The organism is Streptomyces sp. NBC_00554 (genome assembly GCF_041431135.1).
Lineage (GTDB): Bacteria > Actinomycetota > Actinomycetes > Streptomycetales > Streptomycetaceae > Streptomyces.
Genome location: NZ_CP107799.1, coordinates 9,442,024 through 9,463,088 on the forward strand (window position 1 = coordinate 9,442,024; position 21,065 = coordinate 9,463,088).

The window sequence follows — 21,065 nt, forward strand, 5'->3', positions numbered from 1 at the left end:
AGCGGTCCGGTCAACCGGAGCTGTCGACGGGGGAGTTCACGGGCGTAGTCCCCGCACCACCGCCCCGGCCACGTCCGGATGCGCCAGGTACTCGTCGATGTCGTGCGCCTGCTCGCGCGGGTTCGTGACGACGGACTCATGGATGTCGGTACCCCACCGGGGACGCAGCGGGCATCCGATCGTGACCGGGTCGGCCGGGCTCCAGACGTTGTCCCAGCGCCCCACCCTCTCCGGACGCCGCAGCTTCGGGGCGAGCAGCCGCTCGTACACGGTGTCCAGACCGAGCGGACTGCCGGCCGTGACGAGGAGCCGTACGTCGACCGCGGTGTCCAGCTGCGTCAGCAGATCCATGGCCACGACGGTTCCGAGGCTGTGCGCGACGATGGTCAGTCCGCCCGAGTCGGGCACGCTCTCGAGCACGGCGTCAAGGACCGCCTGCCGGGTCTCCCGGTTGTCGAGGTAGCGGGCTACATCGCCCAGGACGGCCGACACGAACAAGGCGTCCAGATCCGTGCGTGCGGCCAGCCATGCCAACGAGCGTCGCAGCACGCCGGACGCGCCGCCCGGCAGGCTGAACCCCTCCTGTGCCGTGAGCAGTTCCTCCGGCATACCGGCCTTCACCGCGGCCTCCCGGACCAGTTGCTCGTAGAGCACCCGGGCCGTGGGGTCGACCGGCGGGGCGGCCGAGGCGTACCCGAGCGTCGACTCGTCGCCGAGCAGCGCCTCGCGGCCCGACGTACCGGCGGTGCGGTTGCCGTAGAACGGGAGCCATACGTCGACCGGATCCACCGTCGGCAGACCGGCGAGGGTGAGCCCCCGGTTGAGCCCTGCCGTCCAGGAGCGACGCATGCCCTCCGGGTCCGCCTTCTCCTGGCCCCGTCCATGCAGGAACAGCAGGTTGTTGCGCCCCGCGAACGCTCCCGTTCGGCCCCTGAGCCCCCGGCGCAGCGGAGCGGCCGCGGCGGCTCCCGCCCGGAGTGCCTCGGTGGCGGGCACGGTTGTGGGGGCGGTGGCGGGGAGCAGGCTCAGGTCCCCGAGCACCTGCTCGCGTGCGGTCCCGGCCAGTGAGGCACGCAGGCTCGCCACGATGCGGCTGACCCGAGCGCCCTCGTTGGCGGCCCAGTCCACCAGGTCGTCCGGGTCGCCGGGCTGTACGAGGGTGCCGTCGCGCCGCAGTTCCCTGCCCTGGGCGTCCTTGCGGGGGACACCGGCATGGTGCAGCGCGACCACTTCCCACTGGTCGTTGAACACGGGCGAACCGGAGTTCCCGGGCTCGGTGTCCGTGTCGTACTGCAGGAAGTCGTCGAGCTGGACCCGCAGTTCGTTGCGGCGGATGGCGATCTCCTTGAGCCGGCCGCTCGGGTGCCCCACGATGTTGACGGACTCGCCGACCACCAGCTTCCCCTGCGCCTCGATGAGCCGGTTCCAGCCGAACTGCGAACCCGGCGGGCGCCCGTCCGCCCCCGCCGCGACGCGCACGAGGGAGAAGTCAAGACCCGCGTCGGTGATGGGACCGAAGTCCGCGACCAGCCGGTACAGGGCCGGCTGGGCCGGGGCGTTGTCGATTCCGGTCTCGGCGGCGAACTCCACGACGACCTGTGCGGCCATGTCCGCGTCCGGCAGCACATGGTGATTGGTCATCAGCAGATCCGGGGAGACGAGGAAGCCCGTTCCCAGCGGCAGAATGCGGCCGTTGTCGGACACCGAGATGCGGCCCACGGTCGCGGCGGCACGCGAGCCGCGCGAGAGGAAGTTGACCGCCTGGAGGTCCTTGGAGGCACCGATGATGCGCTCAAGCAGCCGCCGTCCCGGCCCTTCCTGCGAGACGAGGGACATCACCGTCTCCATGGGCAGCGCGCCCCCGCTGATCAGGTGTTCCGCGCGGGCCTGGAGCTGGGGTTCGGTGTCCGGCAGGGACACCCCCTGCTCGGCCAGCCGCTCGGCTTCCTCACGTTGCGGGAGCGCGTCGGTGTATCGGTCGGCTGCCGCGTCGTCATGCTGCTGCCGGGCGGCCTGCACTCGCTCGTACATGTCCTCGTTGAAACCGTGGGTGTCCATGAGCACCATCCCGAAGGCGAGGCTGGGGAGAAAACGGGCTGCTCTCTGCTTAGCCCGGTCCTCCGCCGTACGGCATCGGGGAACTCCCCATGGAACGGCCGGTCGGCCCGCCGTTCGCCGGAGAAGCGCTCAGTTGTTCCAGCTCTCGTCGTACGGGTCGCGTGGGGCCGCGACCGGCTTGGCCTCGCCGACCTTGATGAAGGGGATGACACCGTCGTTCACCGGGTCCTTGGTCCGCTCGCTGGTGTAGGTACCGGTGACCTCGAGCCAGGAGTCGGGTTGCAGGACGGGGGGAATCCGCCCGGTCAGGCCGATCTTGACTGGTTGGGCGTCGGCGGCGCAGCAGTTGAGGGCCATGCGGACGAGGTAGGGGGTCCCGTCGTGGTCCAGGGCGACGAAGCCGGTGACCTTGACCTGGCGGTCGCCGAGGGTGCGCCCGTGGTCGTAGGCCGCGCGGCCGGCGTAGTCGACCAGACTGAGCGGAATCGGGTCGCCGGCGGGCAGGGCGGCGTAGCCGAAGGGGGCTTGCAAGGCCGTACCGGTGCGCATCGCGCTGTAGGAGCCCAGGGCGGGTGGCGCGACCAGGATGAGGGCGAGAAGGGGGAGGACCAGGAGCCAGGCGATGCGGGGTTCGCGGTGGGAGTGGCCGTGTTCCTCGTCGTCGTGGTCCTGTTCGGGCGCGTGGCCGTGTTCCTCGTCGTCATGGTCCTGTTCGGGCGCGCGCCCCTGCCGCAGCTCGTACCACACGGTCGCGGCGGCGGTGACGATCAGAACGACGCCGGCTCCCAGCAGCAACGGGCGCAACCCGGCCTTGACGTACCGCAGATAGAGGTCGCTGGAGCCGGCCTTGAGAACCGCCGCGCCGACGAGAAACAGGACCGCGGCCTGCGCCTGCCGGTTCACAGCAGCACCGCCCCGACGAGGAGCGACATGAGGATCGCCAGGGTGAAGGTGGCGGGGGCGAACCGCAGCGCGAACCCGCGGCCGAAGGTGCCGACCTGCATGGCAAACAGCTTCAGGTCGATCATCGGCCCGACGACGAGGAACGCAAGGCGGGCGGTGAGCGAGAACTGGGTCAGCGAGGCGACCACGAACGCGTCGGCCTCGGAGCAGATCGAAAGGAGGACCGCGAGGACCGCCAGGGCGAGGACCGACACCAGGAAGTTGCCCGCCGCGGCTTGCAGCCAGCTCTCCGGTACGACGGCCTTGAGCGTGGCCGCGGCCATCGCGCCGACGACGAGGAAGCCGCCCGCGTGCATCACGTCGTGCCGTACGGACCCCCAGAACGCCGCACCCCTGCCGAGGCCGTCGTGCGCCGGGCGGGCCGGCGGGCGCAGCCAGTCCGCGCGCCCCAGCCGCTGCCACAGCCAGCCCATCGCGCACGCCACGAGCAGGCTGGCCACGAACCGGGCGAGGACCATCTCCGGATTGCGCGGGAACGCGACGGCGGTGGCGGTCAGCACGATCGGGTTGATCGCCGGCGCGGACAGCAGGAACGCCAGCGCCGCCGCGGGTGCGACGCCCCGGCGCACCAGTGCCCCGGCCACCGGCACGGAGGCGCACTCGCAGCCGGGCAGGACCGCCCCGGCCATCCCGGCGACCGGCACCGCCAGGGCGGGCCGGCTCGGCAGGGCGCGGGCGAAGAACGAGGGCGGGACGAACACCGCGATGACCGCCGACAGGAGCACACCGAGGACGAGGAAAGGCAGGGCCTGGATGATCACCGCGACGAACACGGTCATCCAGCTCTGCATCACCGGCGCGGACAGCGCCTGCCGGATCGAACCCTGCAGCGTGACCAGCACAAGCAGCAGCATGGTCAGAACGAGGGGGGAGCTGAGGTGCCAGCCCCGCCGGCCCTGCCGATCGCCCGCGTCGCGGTGCTCGACCGGGGGCGGGACCGCCTTGGTGATGGTCACGGGTGAGGTACCTCCGGTAAGGAAGGGCTCGGTGGCTGAATGCCCCTCCACCTTCAGTACGCCGGTTCCGGCACAGCTTCTCACCGTGAGGTGCAACGTCCGCGGGCAGGCTTCCCATTCGCTCGCGCCCCTTGACGCCTCATGGCGGTCGACCTAACCTCCACTGAACACGTCTAGACAGGTAGGTCGACGATGACGGAATCCCACGACACCCGCGAATCCCCGGACAACAGATCCGCGGGCCGACAGCTCCAAGTGGAGACACACGGCCTCGACGTGATCGGCGACGCCGAACGGAAGGGCACTCCCCGGACACTGTTCTGGCCCTGGTTCGGAGCCAACGTCGGTGCTCTCGGCCTGAGTTACGGAGCGTTCGCGCTCGGCTTCGGCATCTCCTTCTGGCAGGCGCTGATCGCCGGATCGATCGGCATCGTGTTCTCCTTCCTGCTCTGCGGCTTCGTCGCCGTGGCGGGCAAGCGCGGATCCGCGCCGACCATGGTGCTCAGCCGCGCCGCCTACGGCGTCCGTGGGAACCGGCTGCCCTCGGTGATCTCCTGGGTGCTGACCGTGGGCTGGGAGACCGTGCTCTGCGCGCTCGCGACGATGGCCACCGCGACCGTCTTCGGCCGGCTCGGCTGGGGCGGCGGCACCGAGACCAAGGTGATCGCCCTGATCCTGGTCGGCGCGCTGATCGTGATCGGGGGCGTGATGGGCTTCGACGTCATCATGCGCCTGCAGACGGTGATCACCGTTGTCACAGGGGTGCTCACGGTCGTCTACATCGCGCTGGTCGCCGACCACATCCACTGGAGCACCGTCAGCGCCGTACCGGCGGGCTCCGGACAGGAGTTCATCGGCGCGCTGGTCTTCATGATGACCGGCTTCGGACTCGGCTGGGTCAACGCCGCCGCAGACTACTCGCGCTATCTGCCGCGCGGTTCCTCCGGTCGGGGCGTCATCGGCTGGACCACCGTCGGCGGCTCGGTGGCGCCGCTGCTCCTGCTGCTCTTCGGCCTGCTCCTCGCGGGCTCCTCCGCGGACCTCAGCCAGGCCATCGCCATCGACCCGATCGGCGCGCTGACCACCATCCTGCCCACCTGGTTCCTGATCCCCTTCGCGGTCGTCGCCGTGCTCGGCATGGTCGGCGGAGCGGTCCTGGACATCTACTCGTCCGGCCTGGCGCTGCTCTCCGCCGGTCTGCGCGTGCCGCGCTATCTGGCGGCGCTCGTCGACGGAGTCCTGATGATCGCGGGTTCGGTCTACATCGTCTTCTTCAGCGACAACTTCCTGGGCCAGTTCATCGGCTTCCTCACCACGCTGGGCGTCCCCGTCGCGGCCTGGTGCGGGGTCATGCTGGCCGACCTGGTGATGCGCCGCCGTGACTACGACGAGCGTGACCTGTTCCGCACCAGCGGCCGGTACGGCGATGTCCCGCTCCAGCCGCTGCTGCTCACCGTTGCCGCCACCGCCCTGGGCTGGGGCCTGGTCACCAACTCGGCCGCGAGCTGGCTGGAGTGGCAGGGCTATCTGCTCGACCCGTTCGGACTCGGCGGCAAGACGGGCGCCTGGGCCTACGCCAACCTGGGCGTCCTGCTGGCCCTCGCCGTCGGATTCCTCGGCACGCTGGCCCTCGGCCGCGGCCGGGTGCGCGCCCAGGAGCAGCAGAAGCCCAGCGAGGAGGTGCTCAGCGCAGCATGAGTGACGAACAGGTTCACGGTCAGCTCACCGTCATCGACATGCAGCGCGTCTTCGCCGAACCGGACAGCCCCTGGGCGACGCCCCGTTTCGACGAAGCCGCCGAAGGCGTACGCCGATTGCTGCCGGCCTTCGGCGACCGCGTCACCTTCACCCGCTTCCTCGCGCCCGAGAAACCCGTCGGCGCCTGGCGTGCGTACTACGACCAGTGGCCCTTCGCGCTGCAGCCACCCGACGCCCGGCTGTGGGAGCTGGCGGACGAATTCGCCGAACAGGCACGGCACTTCGTGAACGCCACCACCTTCGGCAAGTGGACCCCCGAGCTCGCCGCACGCGTCGGCACCGACGGGCGGATGGTCCTGGCCGGAGTCAGCACCGATTGCTGCGTCCTGTCCACCGCCCTCGCGGCCGCGGATGCCGGAGTGGAGGTGCTGGTGGTGGCCGACGCCTGCGCGGGTGTCGACGACGACTCGCACGCCAAGGCCCTCCATGTGCTGGACCTGTACCGGCCGTTGATCCGCGTCGTCACCGTCGACGAGGTGCTCGCCGGGGGCGCGGCATGACCGGAGTCCGCCTCAAGCACCAGCAGATCACCGAAGTACTCGCCAAGGAGATCCGCAGCGGGGACCGGCCGACGGGGGAGCAACTGCCGGGCGAGCACGCCCTGGCCCAGCGTTTCGGCGTCAGCCGCACCACGGTGCGCGCCGCACTCGCCGAGCTGAACGACGCGGGCCTGATCGCCACCCGCACCGGCAAGGGTTCCTACGTGCTCTTCGACGGCCGCCCGCTCGACGACCGGCTCGGCTGGGCGCACGCCCTGGCCGTCCAGGGCATCGACACGCGCGTGCGGACCCTCGCAGTACGGGAGGTCCACGACAAGGAGCTCGCCGGTCGACTCGCCCTGGACACACAGACGTTCATACGGGTGGAGCGGATCCGGGAACTCGTCGCGGACGGCTCGGTGATCTCGTACGAACGCAGCTGTCTGCCGCCCGTTCCCGGTGTCAGGGAACTGCCGGGGCAGGGCCTCGGCGAGCTCTCCCTCACCGAGGTGCTGCTGCGGGCCGGACTGCGGCCCGACCACGGTGAACAGCGGCTGGCCGGGCGGCGGATCGACGTCCGGGAGGCGGAGTTGCTGCGCCGTGAACCGGGCGACTGGTTCCTCGACACGCGGCGCACCAGCCGCGCGGTCGACGGCGCGTTCGTCGAACACGTCGAGAGCCTGCTCGACCCCGACCACTTCCAGCTGTCCCTCGAGTTCGGCTGACCCCTCCCTTCGGCCGACTCCCTACGGAAAGTACCCATGACCCTCCAGAACCGCGCCGCCGGAGCCCTGTACGGGCTCGCCCTCGGTGACGCCCTCGGCATGCCGACCCAGATGCTGTCGCGCCCGCAGATCGTCGCCCGGTACGGACCGATGCTGACCGGCTTCCACCCCGCCGCCCCCGACCACCCGCTGGCCGCCGGGATGCCGGCCGGGGCGATCACCGATGACACCGAACAGGCCCTCCTGCTCGCCCGGTTGCTGCTCGACGGCAAGGGAAGTGTCGACCCGGCGGAGCTGGCGCGGCGCCTGGTGGCCTGGGAGGAGGGCATGCGGGCCCGTGGCTCCCTCGACCTGCTCGGCCCCTCCACCAAGCGCGCTGTGGAACAGGTCCTGGCGGGCACGCCCGTGGACGAGGTCGGGCGGTACGGCACCACCAACGGCGCGGCGATGCGGATCGCACCCGTGGGGATCGCCGTGGCCTCGACGGATCCGGTCGCGCTGGTGGACCGGGTCGTGGAGGCCAGCAGGCTGACCCACAACACGGGGGTCGCGCTCGCGGGCGCCGCAGCCGTGGCCGCCGCGGTCAGCGCGGGACTTGACGGTGCGTCGGTTCCGGAGGCGGTCGAAGTCGCCGTGCGGGCCGCGCGGTCGGCGGCGGATCGTGGCCACTGGGTGGCCGCGGCCGATGTGGCCGAGCGGATCGTGTGGGCCACCGAGCTGGTGCGAGGCCTCGACGCGGCCCAAGTCTGCGACCGGGTCTACGCGTTGGTGGGCACCAGTCTCGCGACCCAGGAGTCCGTGCCCGCCGCGTTCGCCGTCCTGGCGGCCTGCCCGGACGACCCGTGGCAGGCAGTGCTGCTCGGCGCGTCCGTCGGCGGCGACTGCGACACCATCGCCGCGATCGCGGGCGCCGTCGGCGGCGCCTGCCACGGCGTGGACGCCTTCCCGGCCGAGGCGCGGGCGACCTTGGTACGAGTGAATCCGCAGCTGGACCTGGACGCGACCGCCGCCGCGCTCCTGACCCTGCGGGGGCGACCGTGACCCGCCTCCTGCACCTCGGCAATGTGGTCATGGACCTGGTCCTGGAGGTTCCCGCCCTGCCCGAACGCGGCGGCGACGTTCTCGCCACCCGGACCGAGCGGACGCCGGGCGGCGGCTTCAACGTCCTGGCGGCGGCGGCCCGCCAGGGCCTGCCCGTCACCTACGCGGGAGCCCACGGCACGGGCCCGTTCGGCGACCGTGCCCGGAGCGCGCTCCGCGCGGAGGGCATCGATGTCCTGTCGGCACCCCGCGCGGACCTCGACACCGGTTTCGTCGTCTGCCTCGTCGACGCCGAAGGTGAGCGCACCTTCGTCACGAGCCCCGGTGCCGAGGCCACGCTGACCGTCGACGATCTAGCCGAACTGCGGCCAGGACCAGACGACTTCGTCTACATCTCCGGATACAGCCTGCTGCACGAGGCTAACCGTGGTGCCCTCACCCAATGGGTGCCTCGCCTCGACCAGCACGTCACCGTGATCGTCGATCCTGGGCCGCTGGTGGACGAAATCCCCTCGGCCGCCCTGGAGTTGTTCCTGGCGCGCGCCGACTGGTGGACCTGCAATGCCCGGGAGGCCCTGCTTCTCACCGGGATCGACGACCCCTCCGCCGCGGCCGTGGCCGTCCGGTCACGTCTGAAGCACGGCTCGGCCCTGATCCGTACCGGCCCGGACGGCTGTCTCCTGCACCACGAAGGCACTCTCTCCGCGGTGCCCGGCTTCACCGTCGGGGCCGTCGACCTCAACGGCGCGGGCGACGCGCACACCGGCGTCTTCATGGCCGCGCTGGCCAAGGGGCTGACCCCGTCCGACGCCGCGCTCCGCGCCAACGCGGCCGCCGCGGTGGCGGTCACCCGGTCCGGGCCCGCCACCGCGCCCGACGCACACGCGCTCGACGAGTTCCTCCGTCAGTCGCGCCCGGTACCCCGGTAGAGGTCCAGCTCACCGTCGAGTTCGACGGCCAGCACGGTGGCGTACTCGTCGAGGTCGGCCGCGGCGGGGGCGTCGATCCAGGTCACGCCGGGTACCGCGTCCAGGCCACCGGTGACGTGGTGACCCAGCTCGGCACCCGTGCCAAGCACGGACACCCGGCGCACCGCGTTGCGCAGCCCGCGGATCGAAACGGCCTCGCGCGGCACGTCGAAGCAGGTCAGGTACAGCGTGCGACGGTCGGCGGACAGGGTGCTGGGGCCGTAGTGGTGGCCGGGCGGCAGCCCGGCGACCGTCCCGTACACGGCGTCGGCGTGTCGCGAGATCCACGCGCCCAGGCCTTCCAGGCGTTCGACCTGTTCCGCCGGGATCGTCCCGTCCTCCATGGGGCCGACGTCGAGCAGCAGGTTGCCGCCCATGCCGATCGTCTCGGTGAAGTAGCGCACCAGCTGGCGTACCGACTTGTAGTCGTGGTCGGTGGGCCGGTAGCTCCATGAGTCGTTGATCGTCAGGCACAGCTCCCAGGGACCGTCCGGGGCCTGGAGCGGGACGCCCTGCTCGGGGGTCGCGTAGTCGCCGTGACTGAGCATGCGGGCGTTGAGAATCGCGTCCGGGTTGCCCGCGAGGATCAGCTCGGCCAGCTCGCGCATCCGCCACTGCTCCTCCGTACGCTCCCACTCGCCGTCGAACCAGAGCAGGTCGGGGCGGAAGCGGTCGACGAGTTCACCGACCTGACCGTCGCGGTAGGCGAGGTAGCGCTGCCAGGCTGCCGGGTCCTCCTTGCCCGGCTCGGCATGGGAGAAGGGGCTGGGGGACTCGCCCGGCCTGACGTGCCGGACGCTCGGGTAGTCGGGGTGGTTCCAGTCGGAGTGCGAGTAGTAGAGGCCGACCTTGAGGTCACGCTCGCGCAGGGCGTCGACGAAGCCGGTGACCAGGTCCCGGCCGGCCGGTGTATCCCGGACCACGTCCAGGTTCCGGTGGTCGGTGTCCCACAGGGCGACGCCGTCGTGGTGCTTGGTGGTCAGCACCGCGTACTTGGCGCCGACACGGGCGAACAGCGCCGCCCAGGCCGCCGGGTCGTAATGCGAAGCGGTAAAGCGGTCGAGCTGTTTCATGTACTGCTCGTGCGTGACCTCGCCCGTGTAGAAGGACCAGGACTCGGCCCATCCGTCCACGGCGTACACGCCGTAGTGGATGAAGATGCCCAGCTTGGCATCGGAGAACCAGGGTTGCATCGGCATGCGGCCACGCTAGGCGCGGGTGCGCGGCCCGCGCGTGGGCGCCGGTCACCACTACTGGTCGATTCTCACCCTGCGCCCCGAACCTTGTGCGATCCCTTTACGTGCCTGTCATGTCCCTGTAGCTTCCGCGCTGCAAGAGATTTCAGGAACTTTCCGGTTCTTCTTGCAGTGCAACTCCCCACCCGCCGGGCCGCATTGGAGTCGCTCATGAGACGCACGTCCCCGTTCCCGATCGTGGCGCTCGCGGCGGCGACCCTGCTGGTCGGAGGGATCCCGCCGGACGTCGGCTCCCCGCCCATGGGCAGGACGGCAGCCGAGGCGACGAACACCGCGACCGTCTTCTACTACACGAAGACCAAGAACTGGCCGGCCACCTATCTCCACTACGCACCGGACGGCGGCTCCTGGACCACCGTGCCGGGCGTGCAGATGGAGGCGGCCTGCACGGACTGGGTGAAGGAGACCGTCGACCTCGGCTCGGCCGCCGGTCTGCAGGCCACCTTCAACAACGGCAACGGCACCTGGGACAACAACGGCGGCGCCAACTATGCGCTGGGCACCGGCGACATCACCGTCAAGGACGGCGTGATCGCCCACAGCGACCCGTGCGCCGGCACCGATCCGGTCGAGGGCAACGAGGCGACCGTCTACTACTCGACGGCCACCTCCGGCTGGACCACCGCCAACATCCACTACGCGCCCACCGGCGGCTCCTGGACGACGGTCCCCGGCGTCGGCATGGAGACGGCCTGCACGGGCTGGTGGAAAAAGACCCTCGACATCGGGACCGCGACCTCGCTGAAAGCCGCCTTCAACAACGGCAACGGCGTCTGGGACAACAACAACAGCGCCGACTACACCCTCCCCACCGGCACCACGACCGTGCAGGACAGAACGATCACCACGGACGCCGAGGACCCGTGCGCCGCCGAGGAACCGGACACCGAGGCACCGACCGCCCCGACCAATGTCACCGCGAGCGCCACCAACACCTCGATCGTGATCTCCTGGGAGGCGTCCACCGACAACACAGCGGTGACGAAGTATCAGATCACGCGCACGGGCGGCACCAAGGGCACGGTCGTCACCGACGTGGGCTCAACGGTGTACTCCGACACGGGACTTGAGGAGCTGACCGGCTACACGTACACGGTGAAGGCCGTCGACGCGGCCGACAACACCTCGCCCGCCTCCGCCGCGGCCACCGCGACGACCGGCGAGGAGGCACCCGAACCGGCCTCCGGCACCCCGCTGGGCACCGACCCGCGCAAGGACCCGATCTACTTCGTCCTCACCGCCCGCTTCTACGACGGCGACAGCTCCAACAACCGCGGCGGCAGCCAGCACGTCAAGTCCGGGAACGCGGCCAACAACGACCCCATGTTCCGCGGCGACTTCAAGGGCCTGGTCGACAAGCTCGACTACATCAAGGCGCTCGGCTTCTCGGCGGTCTGGGTCACACCGGTCGTCCTCAACCGCTCGGACTACGACTACCACGGCTATCACGGCTACGACTTCTACAAGGTCGACCCGCGTCTGGAGTCCGCCGGCGCCTCCTACCAGGACCTGATCAACGCGGCGCACGCCAAGGGCATGAAGATCTACCAGGACGTGGTCTACAACCACAGCTCCCGCTGGGGAGCCAAGGGCCTGTTCACCCCGACCGTCTACGGCGTCCGCGACTCGGAGTGGAGCTGGTACTACGACGAGAAGAACGAGGGCTTCGAGTACGACGGCCTGACGGTCGATCCCAAGTCCGGGAAGTCGTACTACAACGGCGACCTGTGGTCGACCGCCGAGCCTTCTGGGAACACCTGCGTCAACTGGGGCAAGGCGACCGGCGGCAAGAGCTCCGAGGGCTACACGCTCTACAACTGCCAGTGGCCCAGCCCCACTTCCGGCATGTTCCCGAAGGCGTACTACCACCAGTGCTGGATCGGGAACTGGGAGGGCGAGGACGCGCGCTCCTGCTGGCTGCACGAGGACCTGGCCGACTTCAACACCGAGAACACCGCCGTCCAGAACTACTTGATCGGCGCCTACGACAAGTACATCGACATGGGCGTCGACGGCTTCCGCGTCGACACCGCCGTACACATCCCGCGCGTCACCTGGAACCGCCGTTTCCTGCCCGCCATCTACGACCGCGTGACCCAGAAGTTCGGTACGACCGCCGCGCAGAACTTCTTCGTCTTCGGCGAGGTCACCGCCTTCGTCAACGACAAGTGGAACCGCGGCTCGGTCAACCACTCCGCGCAGTTCTACACCTGGAAGGAACGCAAGGAGTACAGCGCCGACGACGAGACCGCGGCCATCGAGCAGTTCACCTACGAGAACAACCTCGGCACGGGCAATCAGCCGACGTCCACCAACGCCTTCCTGAGCGGCAACAGTTACCACACGCCGGACCGCAGCCAGTTCTCCGGAATGAACATCATCGACATGCGTATGCACATGAACTTCGGTGACGCGCAGAACGCCTACAACAACGGCAAGGACTCCGACGACTCCGTCAACGACGCCACGTACAACGTCGTCTACGTCGACAGCCACGACTACGGCCCCAACAAGTCGAGCACACGCTACAGCGGCGGCACCGAGGCGTGGGCCGAGAACATGGCGCTGATGTGGACCTTCCGCGGTATCCCGACCCTCTACTACGGCTCGGAGACCGAGTTCCAGGCCGGCAAGCAGATCGACTGCGGTCCGACCTGCCCACTGGCGTCCACCGGCCGCGCCTACTACGGCGACCAGCTCGCCGGAAGCGTCACGGCCTCCGAGTTCGGCAAGGCCGACACGGCGAGCGGCCAGGTCGCCACGACGCTGGCCCAGCCACTGGTCAAGCACATCCAGCGGCTCAACCAGATCCGCCGGGCGATCCCCGCCCTGCAGATGGGCCAGTACTCCACCGACGGCATCAGCGGCTCGATGGCCTTCAAGCGCCGCTACACCAGCGGCTCGACGGACAGCTTCGCGCTCGTCACGGTCACCGGCGCCGCGACGTACACCGGCATCCCGAACGGCACCTACACGGACGCCGTCACCGGTGATGTGAAGACCGTCTCGAACGGCACGCTGTCCGTCACGGCTCCCGGCAAGGGCAACCTCCGGGTGTACGTGCTGAACGGTCCCGGGAAGATCGGGAGCGACGGGCCGTACCTCAAGTAGCCGTGTGGGGCCCGGACTTGAAAGGTCCGGGCCCCACGCCCCGTCAGATGCGTTCCGCCGCGATCACCAGATAGTGGAAGCTTCCTTCCTTGTACGCGGTCAGGAACGCCTCCTCGATCCCGTGGCCACCTCCGACTCGTACTCGCGCGGCCCCGGTTCGTAGTCCACGAACGTGCCAGGGAGCTCCGCCTCGCCCACATGCCCCGAGCTGAGCGCGATGTCGGCCTCGCCCGACCGGTTGCTCGGCCGGTGTCCGTCGGAGCCGATCCTCTCGACATGCGCCCGCAGCCCCTCGTACCGCTCCGCCACCGCCCGGTACGCCGCGTGCGGCAGCGCCAGGACCGTGGGGGCCGTCGCCGCGCGCCGTGAAGTCCCAGGTGCCGTCCGCGCCGGCGAGGACCTCACCGCCGAACGTGTCACCGTCGGCCAGCAGACCGGTGATCGTCTCGTCCCCGTAGGGTCCCGCGCCGACCTGCTCCACCTTGCCGTGCACGATGAGGAAGCCATGGTCGGCCGGGCCGCCGGCCTCCACCACGAGCTGGCCGGGCTCGTACTCGCGCTGTACGAACTGCTCCGCCAGCACGCCCAGCGTGTCGCCGTCCGAGAACCCGCGCAGCAGCGGAAGTTCGGCGAGTTCCGCGGGGATGATCCTGACCCGCGCGCCGGTCTTCACGAACGTCACCCGCCCGTCGCCGACCGTGTACGACAGCCGACGGTTCACGCGGTACGTGCCGCCCGGCACGTCCACCCACGGCAGCATGCGCGTCAGCCACCGTGAGCTGATGCCCTGCATCTGGGGCTCGGACTTGGTCGTCGTCGTCAGGTTCCGTGCCGCGGCGGTTCCGAGGCTCTGTTGCTCCCGCTCCTCGGCGCCCTCCGCGGGCGCCGTATCGCTCTCGACCGACATGGGTTCCTTCTCTCCTGTTGCGTGGGTGACAGAACGCATCCGGACTGTCACGCTCCGCGCCTACAGCTACCCGTGATCGGCCGCGACGAATGACGCCTTCGGACGGCGTGCGAAGCACGTCCCGCCACGAAGTGCCTCCGCACCACCGCCGATTCACTCGGATGCGCCTGGTTGGCGGTATCCGGTCGGTACCCGGGCGCCCCTCGCCGTGTTCAATCGCCAGTACCGCCGCGCGCTGACGGACTCGCCCACTAGGAGGCACCGTGATCGCCGTTCCCGAACCCGCGCTCACCGAACGTGAACTGATCGAGCGCGCCGTGGAGTTACGACCCGCACTGCTCGAACGCCAGCCGGAGACCGAGCGGTTGACGCACTACCCCAAGGACACCCACGACGACTTCCTGCGGGCCGGCTTCTACCGGGTGCTGCAACCGCGCCGGTACGGCGGCTACGAGTTCGGTCTGCCGACCTTCTACCGCGTGGTGACCGAGACCGCGCGCGGCTGCCCCTCCACCGGCTGGGCCCTGTCGCTCACCGCCGCCCACGTCCTCCAGGTCGCCGGCCTCTTCGACGAGAAGGCGCAGGACGAGATCTTCGGCGACGACGGCGAGTTCCGGGCCGCGTCCACGGTCGTGCCGATCGGCGTCGCCCGGCCCGACGGCGACGGTCACGTCGTACTCGACGGGACCTGGCCGTACTCGTCCGGCGCGCCCTACTCCACGCACTACCTCGGCCAGACCCTGCGCGCACCGGAGAAACCAGGCGACCCGCCAGGACCCTTCGTCCTGTTCCTCGCGCCGCGCGCGATCTGGACGGTGGTCGACGACTGGCACGGCGCTCTCGGCCTGCGCGGCAGCGGATCCAACAGCATCCGCATCGACGAGGGTCGCGTCCCCACGTACTTCACCCGGGAGATGAGCCTGCTCGACCTGCCCGTCGAGGGCGGTACCCCCGGCTCGAAACTGCACGGCAACGCCATGTACGCGGGGCGCTCGCCGAGCTTCTACCACGGTGAGCTGGCCGCCATCATGATCGGCACCGCGTACGCGGCCGCCGACGAGTACGCCCGGATCATCGCCGAACGCCCGCTGATCGCGGACCCCACCCGTACGCGCTCCGAACTCCACGACTACCAACGGCATTTGGGAGAAGCGCTGGGCGCGATCCACACGGCCGAGGCGGCGCTGCTGCGCAACGCGGAGGACTGGATGGAGGTCTGCCGCCGCAATGTCTCGGGCGAGGCCCCGTTCACCAGCGCCGAGGACAACCGGCTCGCGCTCGTCTTCCTCACCGCCGGGCGGATGGCGTGGGACGTACTGCAGGGCATCCTCTTCCGCACGGCTGGTTCCCGGTACGCCCGCGACGGCGAGCGGATGCAGCGGTACTTCCGGGACGCGGCCACGTGCTGGACGCATGTCGGGCCCACCATGGCCGAGCCGCTGTACCGGCGGGTCGGCCGCGACCGCCTCGGCCTGCCCTCGGACGACATCCCGCTGCTGCCCTGAGTGAAGACGTCGAGCGAAGCCGCCGAGGGAAGCCGCTGAGCGAATTCCCTGATGGAAAGCACGAGGGTTGCCTCCGCCCCGGATGGGTACGCGACGAGGGTGTGCCCGGGGCGGTCCCCGTCCCGGGCGGCCCGTCCGTACTACCCCGGGATTTGCCATGGACACCCCCTCGAACAACCACACCGCGCCCGCGACACCCGCCCAGGAAGCGTTGGACACGCTCGCCGTGAACACCGAGGACGCCGAGGCCCTGGCCACCCTCGCCGGCAGCGACGTGCTGGTCCCCGTGCCGGACGACGTCAGCGAGGAGGACGTGGCCGACCCCTCGGCCGTGGCGCTGCCCGTCCTGGAGGCGCCCGGCGGTGAGCAGGTCGTGCCGGTCTTCACCTCGGAGCTGGAGATGGCAGAGCTGCTCCCGTCCGTCTCCCGCTACCGCATGGTGCCGCTGGGCGCGCTGGCCTCCCAGTGGCCGGCCAGTGACCTGGCGCTCTCGATCGACGCCAGTTCGGCACACGGTCTGACCCTCACCTCGGAGGGCGTACGCACCCTGCTGGCCAGGCCGCTGGGGTAGGGCGCCTAGAGACTCTTGCCGGGATTGAGGATCCCGCGCGGGTCGAAGGCGTCCTTGAGACGCCGCTGCAGTGCGTGGGCCGCGGGCCCGAGCTCGTCCGCCACCCACTGCCGCTTCAGGACCCCCACTCCGTGCTCGCCCGTCAGGGTGCCGCCGAGGCGCAGGGCCAGCGCGAAGATCTCTCCTGCCGCCTCCCAGGCGGCGTCCGGGAGGACGGGCAGCGACGGGTCCACCACGATGATCGGGTGGAGGTTCCCGTCGGCGGCGTGCGCGATCGTGAATACGGGCACGTCATGGCGTGCGGAGATGGCGCGGATCTCACGGGCCGCCTCCGCGAGGCGGGAGCGGGGTACCGCGATGTCCTCGATCAGCGGACGGCCCAGGCGCTCCAGCGCCGGCAGCGCGAGACGGCGGGCGGCCAGCAGCGCGTCGGCCTCGGCCGGGTCCGTCGTCGTCTCGACCGTCGTCGCCAGCGGTGACAGGAGCCGGGCGACGGTCGCCGCCTCGATCGCCGCTCCCGCGCCGTCGCACTGCACCAGCAGCAGGGCGGCGCCGCGCTCCCGCAGCGCCGGGTCGATGGCGCCCAGCACCGGCCCGTCGACCAGTTCCGCAAGCGCGGGCTCGACTCCGGCCCGCCCGATCGCGTACGAGGCCTCGGCTGCCTCCTCGAAGGAGGCGAAGTACGCGGCGAGCGTGGCCGTCGCCACCGGGACGGGGCGCAGCCGCAGCGTCGCCGACGTGATCACCGCGAGGGTGCCCTCGGAGCCGGTGAGCAGCGCCGTGAGGTCGTAGCCGGTGACGCCCTTGACCGTACGGCGGCCGGTGCGCACGACGGTGCCGTCCGCGAGCACCGCCTCAAGACCGAGCACGCTGTCCCGCGTGACGCCGTACTTGGCGCAGCGCAGACCTCCCGCGTTGGTCGCGATGTTCCCGCCGATCGTGGAGATGGCCGCGCTCGCCGGATCGGGCGCGTAGCGCAGGGCGTGGGCGCCGGCCGCCCGGTCCAACTCGGCCGTGATCACACCGGGTTCGACGACGGCGAGCTGGTCGTCCGGCGACAGTTCGAGGATGCGGTTCATCCCGGACAGATCGAGGACGAGCGCGCCCTCGCCTGCCGTCGCCCCGCCCGACAGCCCGGTGCCCGCACCGCGCGGAACCACCGGCACGCGCAGCGCGTGCGCGTGCCGGAGGGTGACCGTCACGTCCTCGGTCCGCCGGGCATGGACCACGGCGAGCGGGCTGCCGTCGGGACGCGTGCCGGAGCGGTCGGTGGCGTGCGCGGTCAGCGTGGCCGGGTCGGTGGTCAGCCGGTCGGGGGCCAGATCACGGGCGAGCAGGCCAAGGAGCTGGGCCGACGTGGTGGTCGCTGGTGCTGTCACGGGTTCGGTGCCTTCGTTTCGTCGGGTTCCGTCGCTGCCTTGGATTCCGTCGCCCTGCTCAACGCCTTCGTTCCGATCGCGAGCAGGGAGATGTCCTCCTGAGGCGCGTGCACGGGCGCGCACTGGATGTCGCGGAAGTGCCGTTCCAGGGGGTTGCCACGGGCCAGGCCCGGATTGCCGAGCAGCCGCACGGCCAGCTCCACGGCCCGTACGCCGTGCCGGTCGGCCAGCACGCGCGCGCCGAGTGCCTGTTCCGGGGTGTACGAGGAATCACCCGCGTCGACCCGGTCGGCACCGCCGAACACCAGCTGCTCGGCGCCGGCGAGCAGCACCTCGATCTCCCCGGCCGTCCGCCGGAAGCGTTCCGTACGGGCCACCGGATGACCGAGGTTGGCGGGCACCCGTGTGTGCGCGAAGGTGTGGAAGAAGGCCTGCGCCGCCCGGGCGACGCCCAAGTAGAGGGCGGCCAGCGGGAGATGGAGCGCCGCTCCCGCCCGGTTGTCCTGCTCGGAGGCGGGGCCGTGCGGGCCGAGGCCCACGACATGCTCGTGCGGGATCTCCACCTCGTGGAAGGTCACGTCGTGGCTGCCGCTGGCCCGCAGCCCCAACTGGTCCCAGCGGCCGCTGATTTCGATGCCGGGGGAGCCGCCGGGGACCAGGAAGGTGCCCACGCGGGGCTCGGGTTCGTCCGTCGTGGCCCACACCAGGAACCAGTCGAGGCCGTCCGCCCCCGTCACGAACCGTTTGGTGCCGCTGACCGACCAGCCGTCGGCGGTGCGGCGCGCGAGGGTGGCGGGCAGTCCGCCCCGCGCGGGGGAGCCCAGATCGGGCTCCACGCGCGCGTGGTTGATGAGAACGGGCCGCTCCTCGGACTCTTTGAGTACGCGCGCGTACAGCTCGTCGGGCCAGTGCGGCTGGACGGTTTGGCGGGCGTGGGTGTTGAGGGTCATCGCCGTGATCAGGGCGACGGAGGGGTCGCCCTGGCCGAGGGTGTGCAGGATGCGCGCGGTCTCGGCGACCTTGCCGCCCTGGCCGCCGTAGCGTTCGCCGACGGTGGCGGTGAGCAGTCCGGCTTCGTGGACGGCCTGGAGGGACTCGGCCGGGAAGGCGGCCGACTGGTCGTATTCCGGGGCCAGTTCGGCTAGCCGTGCCGTCACCCGCGAGGTCACAGGGCCTTCTTCAGGTCGGAGTTCAGCTCGGTGGACCAGAAGGACTCGACGTCCAAGTGCGACTTCAGGGCGCCCAGTTCGGTGAAGACGTCCGCCACCTTCTGCTGGGAGGCGATCGTGTCGTCGCCGACCGTCCTGGCCTGCGTCGGGCGCTGCGCCTGCTGGGCGCGGAAGTCGCTCTCCGCCTGGGCCTCGGGCTGGTGGGTGGCGTCCGCGATCACCTTGGCGTATTCGGTCTCGCGCCCGTCACGGACGTACGCGTACGCCTGGGTGATCCGGGCGATGAGATCGGCCGCGGCGGCGCTCTGGGCGGAGTTGTCCAGGACGCTGTCGCGCGCCGACCAGAGGAAGTTGCCGGACAGGATGTCCTTGCCCGAGCCGACTGTGGTGGCGCCCTGCTGGTGGGCGGTGATGATCGAGGTGCCGTAGGAGGCGAAGGCGTCGATGCCGCCGCCGTTCAGAGCCGCGAGCCCGTCGTTGGGCAGGAGGGGCTTGGCGTCGATGTCGGACCACTTGAGGCCGGCCTGCTTCAGCAGCTCGTACAGGAAGTAGTGCGCGGTGGTGTTCTGGACGTAGCCGACCTTCTTGCCCTTCAGGCCCGCGATGTCGGTCACCTCGGAGCCCTTGGGGACGACGACCTCCTGATTGAGTGTCGAACCGCGCTGTACGGCGACCACCTTGAAGTTGGGTCTGCCGTCCGCCGCCGCGAAGACCGGCGGGATCTCGCTGGAGGAGGCGAGGTCGAGCGCTCCGGCCCGGATGGCCTGGAGCTGCTGGTCACCGCCCTGGAAGAGGCTCCACTTGACCTTGTACGGGGTGTCGTCGAGGTGGGCGAACTTGAGGATCGCCTCCTCGTTCTTCCAGCCGGTGGCGCCGACGCGCAGGGTGACCGTGGAAACGTCGGACGACGACTCGGCCTGCGCCTGGGTTCCGCAGGCGGCGGTCAGCGCGAGGAGCAGCGCGGCGGCGGTCGTGCGCAGGACGCGCTTGGGGGTGCGAGCGAACACGGAAGCTCCATGGGTTCAGGCGGCCTGGGAGGTGGCGGCGCGGTGGGCGAGTTCCTGCCGGACCAGCGGGAGGACGTAACGGGCGTAGTCGATCGCGTCGTTGAGCGGGTCGTAGCCCCGGATCGACAGCAGGTCGCAGCCGATGTCGACGTAGTCGAGCAGCGCCTGGGCAACGGTCTCGGGGGAGCCGACCAGTGCGGTCGAGGCGCCCGCGGCGTTCGTCGCCACGGCCGGGGCCGTCCACAGGCAGCGGTCGTGGACCTCGCCGCGTTCGGCGATGTCGAGGAGCCGCTGCGAGCCGACGTTGGCCGGGCGCCCGCTCGTCTTGTAGTGGCGCAGCAGCTCCGTGCCCGAGGCCTGCTCCTTGAGCACGCCGAGTGTGCGGTGCGCCTTCTCCCAGGCCAGCTCGTCGGTGGGCGCGATGATCGGGCGGAACGACACCCAGATACGGGGGTGGGGGCGCCCGGCGGCGTCCGCGACCGCGTTCACGGCGGCGATCTGCTCCGCCGTCTCCTTCAACGGCTCGCCCCACAGCCCGAAGATGTCACCCTGCTGCCCGCCCACCCGGTAGGCGTCCTGCGAGGAGCCGCCCACCGAGATCGGGACGAGCCCGTTCACCGGCCGTACGTCGGAGTGGAATCCCTCGAACCTGTAGTGCTTGCCCTCGTGCGAGACCGGCCCGTCCGCCGTCCACACCTTCCGCAGGATCTGGATGTACTCGTCCGAACGCTCGTACCGCTCGGCCTTGTTGAGGTAGTCGCCCTCCCGGTGCTGCTCCTCGTCACTGCCGCCGGAGATGATGTGTACCGACAGCCGGCCGTTGCTGATCCGGTCCAGCGTGGCGAAGGCGCGGGCCGCGTGGGTGGGGAAGATGACGCCGGGCCGGTGCGCCAGGACCGGCCGGATGCGCTCGGTGTGCGTGGCGACGAACTGGGCCAGCTGGAGGGCGTCCGCCGAGGCCGAGTGGTAGGCGACCAGCGTGTGGTCGAAGCCGCCGTCGTCCAGGGCGCGGGCGTAACGGCGTACGTAGTCGGGGTCGAAGCCGGTGCGCGCGCCGGCGGCGGGGCCGTTCGCTCCCGAGTCGGTGTGGACGGCGCTGATGAACTCTACGGGCATGGTGAACTCCTGGCTTTCAAAGGCGGCTTGCAGTCACAGGCAACGGGCGAGTGAAGGCGACGTGCGGCCACAGGTGACTTGCTTTCCAAGGTCACT

At 70.6% G+C, this 21,065-nt stretch carries 16 protein-coding genes and 1 pseudogene; 8 read left to right on the forward strand and 9 right to left on the reverse strand.

From position 1 onward, the window contains the following. Nucleotides 1-36: 36 nt before the first annotated feature. The 3 genes from OG266_RS41960 to OG266_RS41970 all read right to left on the reverse strand — a co-directional run bounded on the left by OG266_RS41960 (nt 37) and on the right by OG266_RS41970 (nt 3,977). Complete coding sequence (locus OG266_RS41960; RefSeq protein ID WP_371552120.1) at nt 37-2,058, reverse strand: serine protease; 2,022 nt, start codon at nt 2,056-2,058, stop codon at nt 37-39. A gap of 129 nt (nt 2,059-2,187) precedes the next feature. After that, the gene (locus OG266_RS41965) at nt 2,188-2,961 is read right to left on the reverse strand and encodes a TIGR03943 family protein (RefSeq protein WP_371552121.1); all 774 of its coding nucleotides are present in this window, start codon (nt 2,959-2,961) and stop codon (nt 2,188-2,190) included. Next, a complete protein-coding gene (locus OG266_RS41970) occupies nt 2,958-3,977 on the reverse strand; it encodes a permease (RefSeq protein WP_329549269.1) in 1,020 nt (339 codons plus the stop codon). The genes OG266_RS41965 and OG266_RS41970 overlap by 4 nt, the downstream gene beginning before the upstream one ends. Nucleotides 3,978-4,169: 192 nt before the next feature. Here OG266_RS41970 and OG266_RS41975 point away from each other — a divergent pair, with 192 nt between their 5' ends. Genes OG266_RS41975 through OG266_RS41995 form a run of 5 tightly spaced genes read left to right on the forward strand, consistent with a single transcriptional unit; the run spans nt 4,170 to nt 8,909 of the window. Further along, entirely contained in the window at nt 4,170-5,675 is a 1,506-nt protein-coding gene (locus OG266_RS41975) for a cytosine permease (RefSeq protein WP_371552122.1), read from the forward strand. After that, nucleotides 5,672-6,235 carry a cysteine hydrolase family protein gene (locus tag OG266_RS41980; RefSeq protein ID WP_371552123.1) on the forward strand — a complete coding sequence of 188 codons (564 nt, stop codon included), beginning with the start codon at nt 5,672-5,674 and terminating at the stop codon, nt 6,233-6,235. The genes OG266_RS41975 and OG266_RS41980 overlap by 4 nt, the downstream gene beginning before the upstream one ends. Beyond that, nucleotides 6,232-6,939, forward strand: a complete 708-nt coding sequence (locus OG266_RS41985; protein WP_371552124.1) for a GntR family transcriptional regulator — start codon at nt 6,232-6,234, stop codon at nt 6,937-6,939. The genes OG266_RS41980 and OG266_RS41985 overlap by 4 nt, the downstream gene beginning before the upstream one ends. 36 nt (nt 6,940-6,975) lie before the next feature. Continuing rightward, nucleotides 6,976-7,980 (forward strand): ADP-ribosylglycohydrolase family protein, encoded by a 1,005-nt coding sequence (locus OG266_RS41990; protein WP_371552125.1) that lies wholly within the window; start codon nt 6,976-6,978, stop codon nt 7,978-7,980. Then, a complete protein-coding gene (locus tag OG266_RS41995; RefSeq protein WP_371552126.1) occupies nt 7,977-8,909 on the forward strand; it encodes a PfkB family carbohydrate kinase in 933 nt (310 codons plus the stop codon). The genes OG266_RS41990 and OG266_RS41995 overlap by 4 nt, the downstream gene beginning before the upstream one ends. Here the strand turns inward: OG266_RS41995 and OG266_RS42000 are convergent. Beyond that, complete coding sequence (locus tag OG266_RS42000; protein WP_371552127.1) at nt 8,885-10,147, reverse strand: alpha-L-fucosidase; 1,263 nt, start codon at nt 10,145-10,147, stop codon at nt 8,885-8,887. The genes OG266_RS41995 and OG266_RS42000 overlap by 25 nt on opposite strands. 207 nt (nt 10,148-10,354) lie before the next feature. Here OG266_RS42000 and OG266_RS42005 point away from each other — a divergent pair, with 207 nt between their 5' ends. Further along, the gene (locus OG266_RS42005) at nt 10,355-13,315 is read left to right on the forward strand and encodes a carbohydrate binding domain-containing protein (protein WP_371552128.1); all 2,961 of its coding nucleotides are present in this window, start codon (nt 10,355-10,357) and stop codon (nt 13,313-13,315) included. 123 nt (nt 13,316-13,438) lie between these two features. Here OG266_RS42005 and OG266_RS42010 read toward each other — a convergent pair. Next, a pseudogene (locus OG266_RS42010) lies at nt 13,439-14,222 on the reverse strand (cyclic nucleotide-binding domain-containing protein); the annotation flags it as partial. A gap of 263 nt (nt 14,223-14,485) precedes the next feature. Here OG266_RS42010 and OG266_RS42015 point away from each other — a divergent pair. Both OG266_RS42015 and OG266_RS42020 read left to right on the forward strand, forming a co-directional pair. Continuing rightward, nucleotides 14,486-15,727, forward strand: coding sequence for an acyl-CoA dehydrogenase family protein (locus OG266_RS42015; RefSeq protein ID WP_371552129.1), 1,242 nt, complete (start codon nt 14,486-14,488; stop codon nt 15,725-15,727). Between the two features lie 157 nt (nt 15,728-15,884). Beyond that, nucleotides 15,885-16,298 (forward strand): SseB family protein, encoded by a 414-nt coding sequence (locus OG266_RS42020; protein WP_266469805.1) that lies wholly within the window; start codon nt 15,885-15,887, stop codon nt 16,296-16,298. Between the two features lie 5 nt (nt 16,299-16,303). On the opposite strand, the gene OG266_RS42025 is transcribed toward OG266_RS42020, so the two are convergent. Genes OG266_RS42025 through OG266_RS42040 form a run of 4 tightly spaced genes read right to left on the reverse strand, consistent with a single transcriptional unit; the run spans nt 16,304 to nt 20,969 of the window. Continuing rightward, complete coding sequence (locus OG266_RS42025; protein WP_371552130.1) at nt 16,304-17,677, reverse strand: FAD-binding oxidoreductase; 1,374 nt, start codon at nt 17,675-17,677, stop codon at nt 16,304-16,306. Next, on the reverse strand, nt 17,674-18,846 hold the full coding sequence (locus OG266_RS42030) for an acyl-CoA dehydrogenase family protein (protein WP_371552131.1): 1,173 nt from the start codon (nt 18,844-18,846) through the stop codon (nt 17,674-17,676). Before OG266_RS42030 ends, OG266_RS42025 begins: the two co-directional genes overlap by 4 nt. Beyond that, nucleotides 18,843-19,853 carry an ABC transporter substrate-binding protein gene (locus OG266_RS42035; RefSeq protein WP_371552132.1) on the reverse strand — a complete coding sequence of 337 codons (1,011 nt, stop codon included), beginning with the start codon at nt 19,851-19,853 and terminating at the stop codon, nt 18,843-18,845. Before OG266_RS42035 ends, OG266_RS42030 begins: the two co-directional genes overlap by 4 nt. Nucleotides 19,854-19,868: 15 nt before the next feature. Further along, entirely contained in the window at nt 19,869-20,969 is a 1,101-nt protein-coding gene (locus OG266_RS42040; protein WP_371552133.1) for an LLM class flavin-dependent oxidoreductase, read from the reverse strand. Nucleotides 20,970-21,065 lie beyond the last annotated feature (96 nt).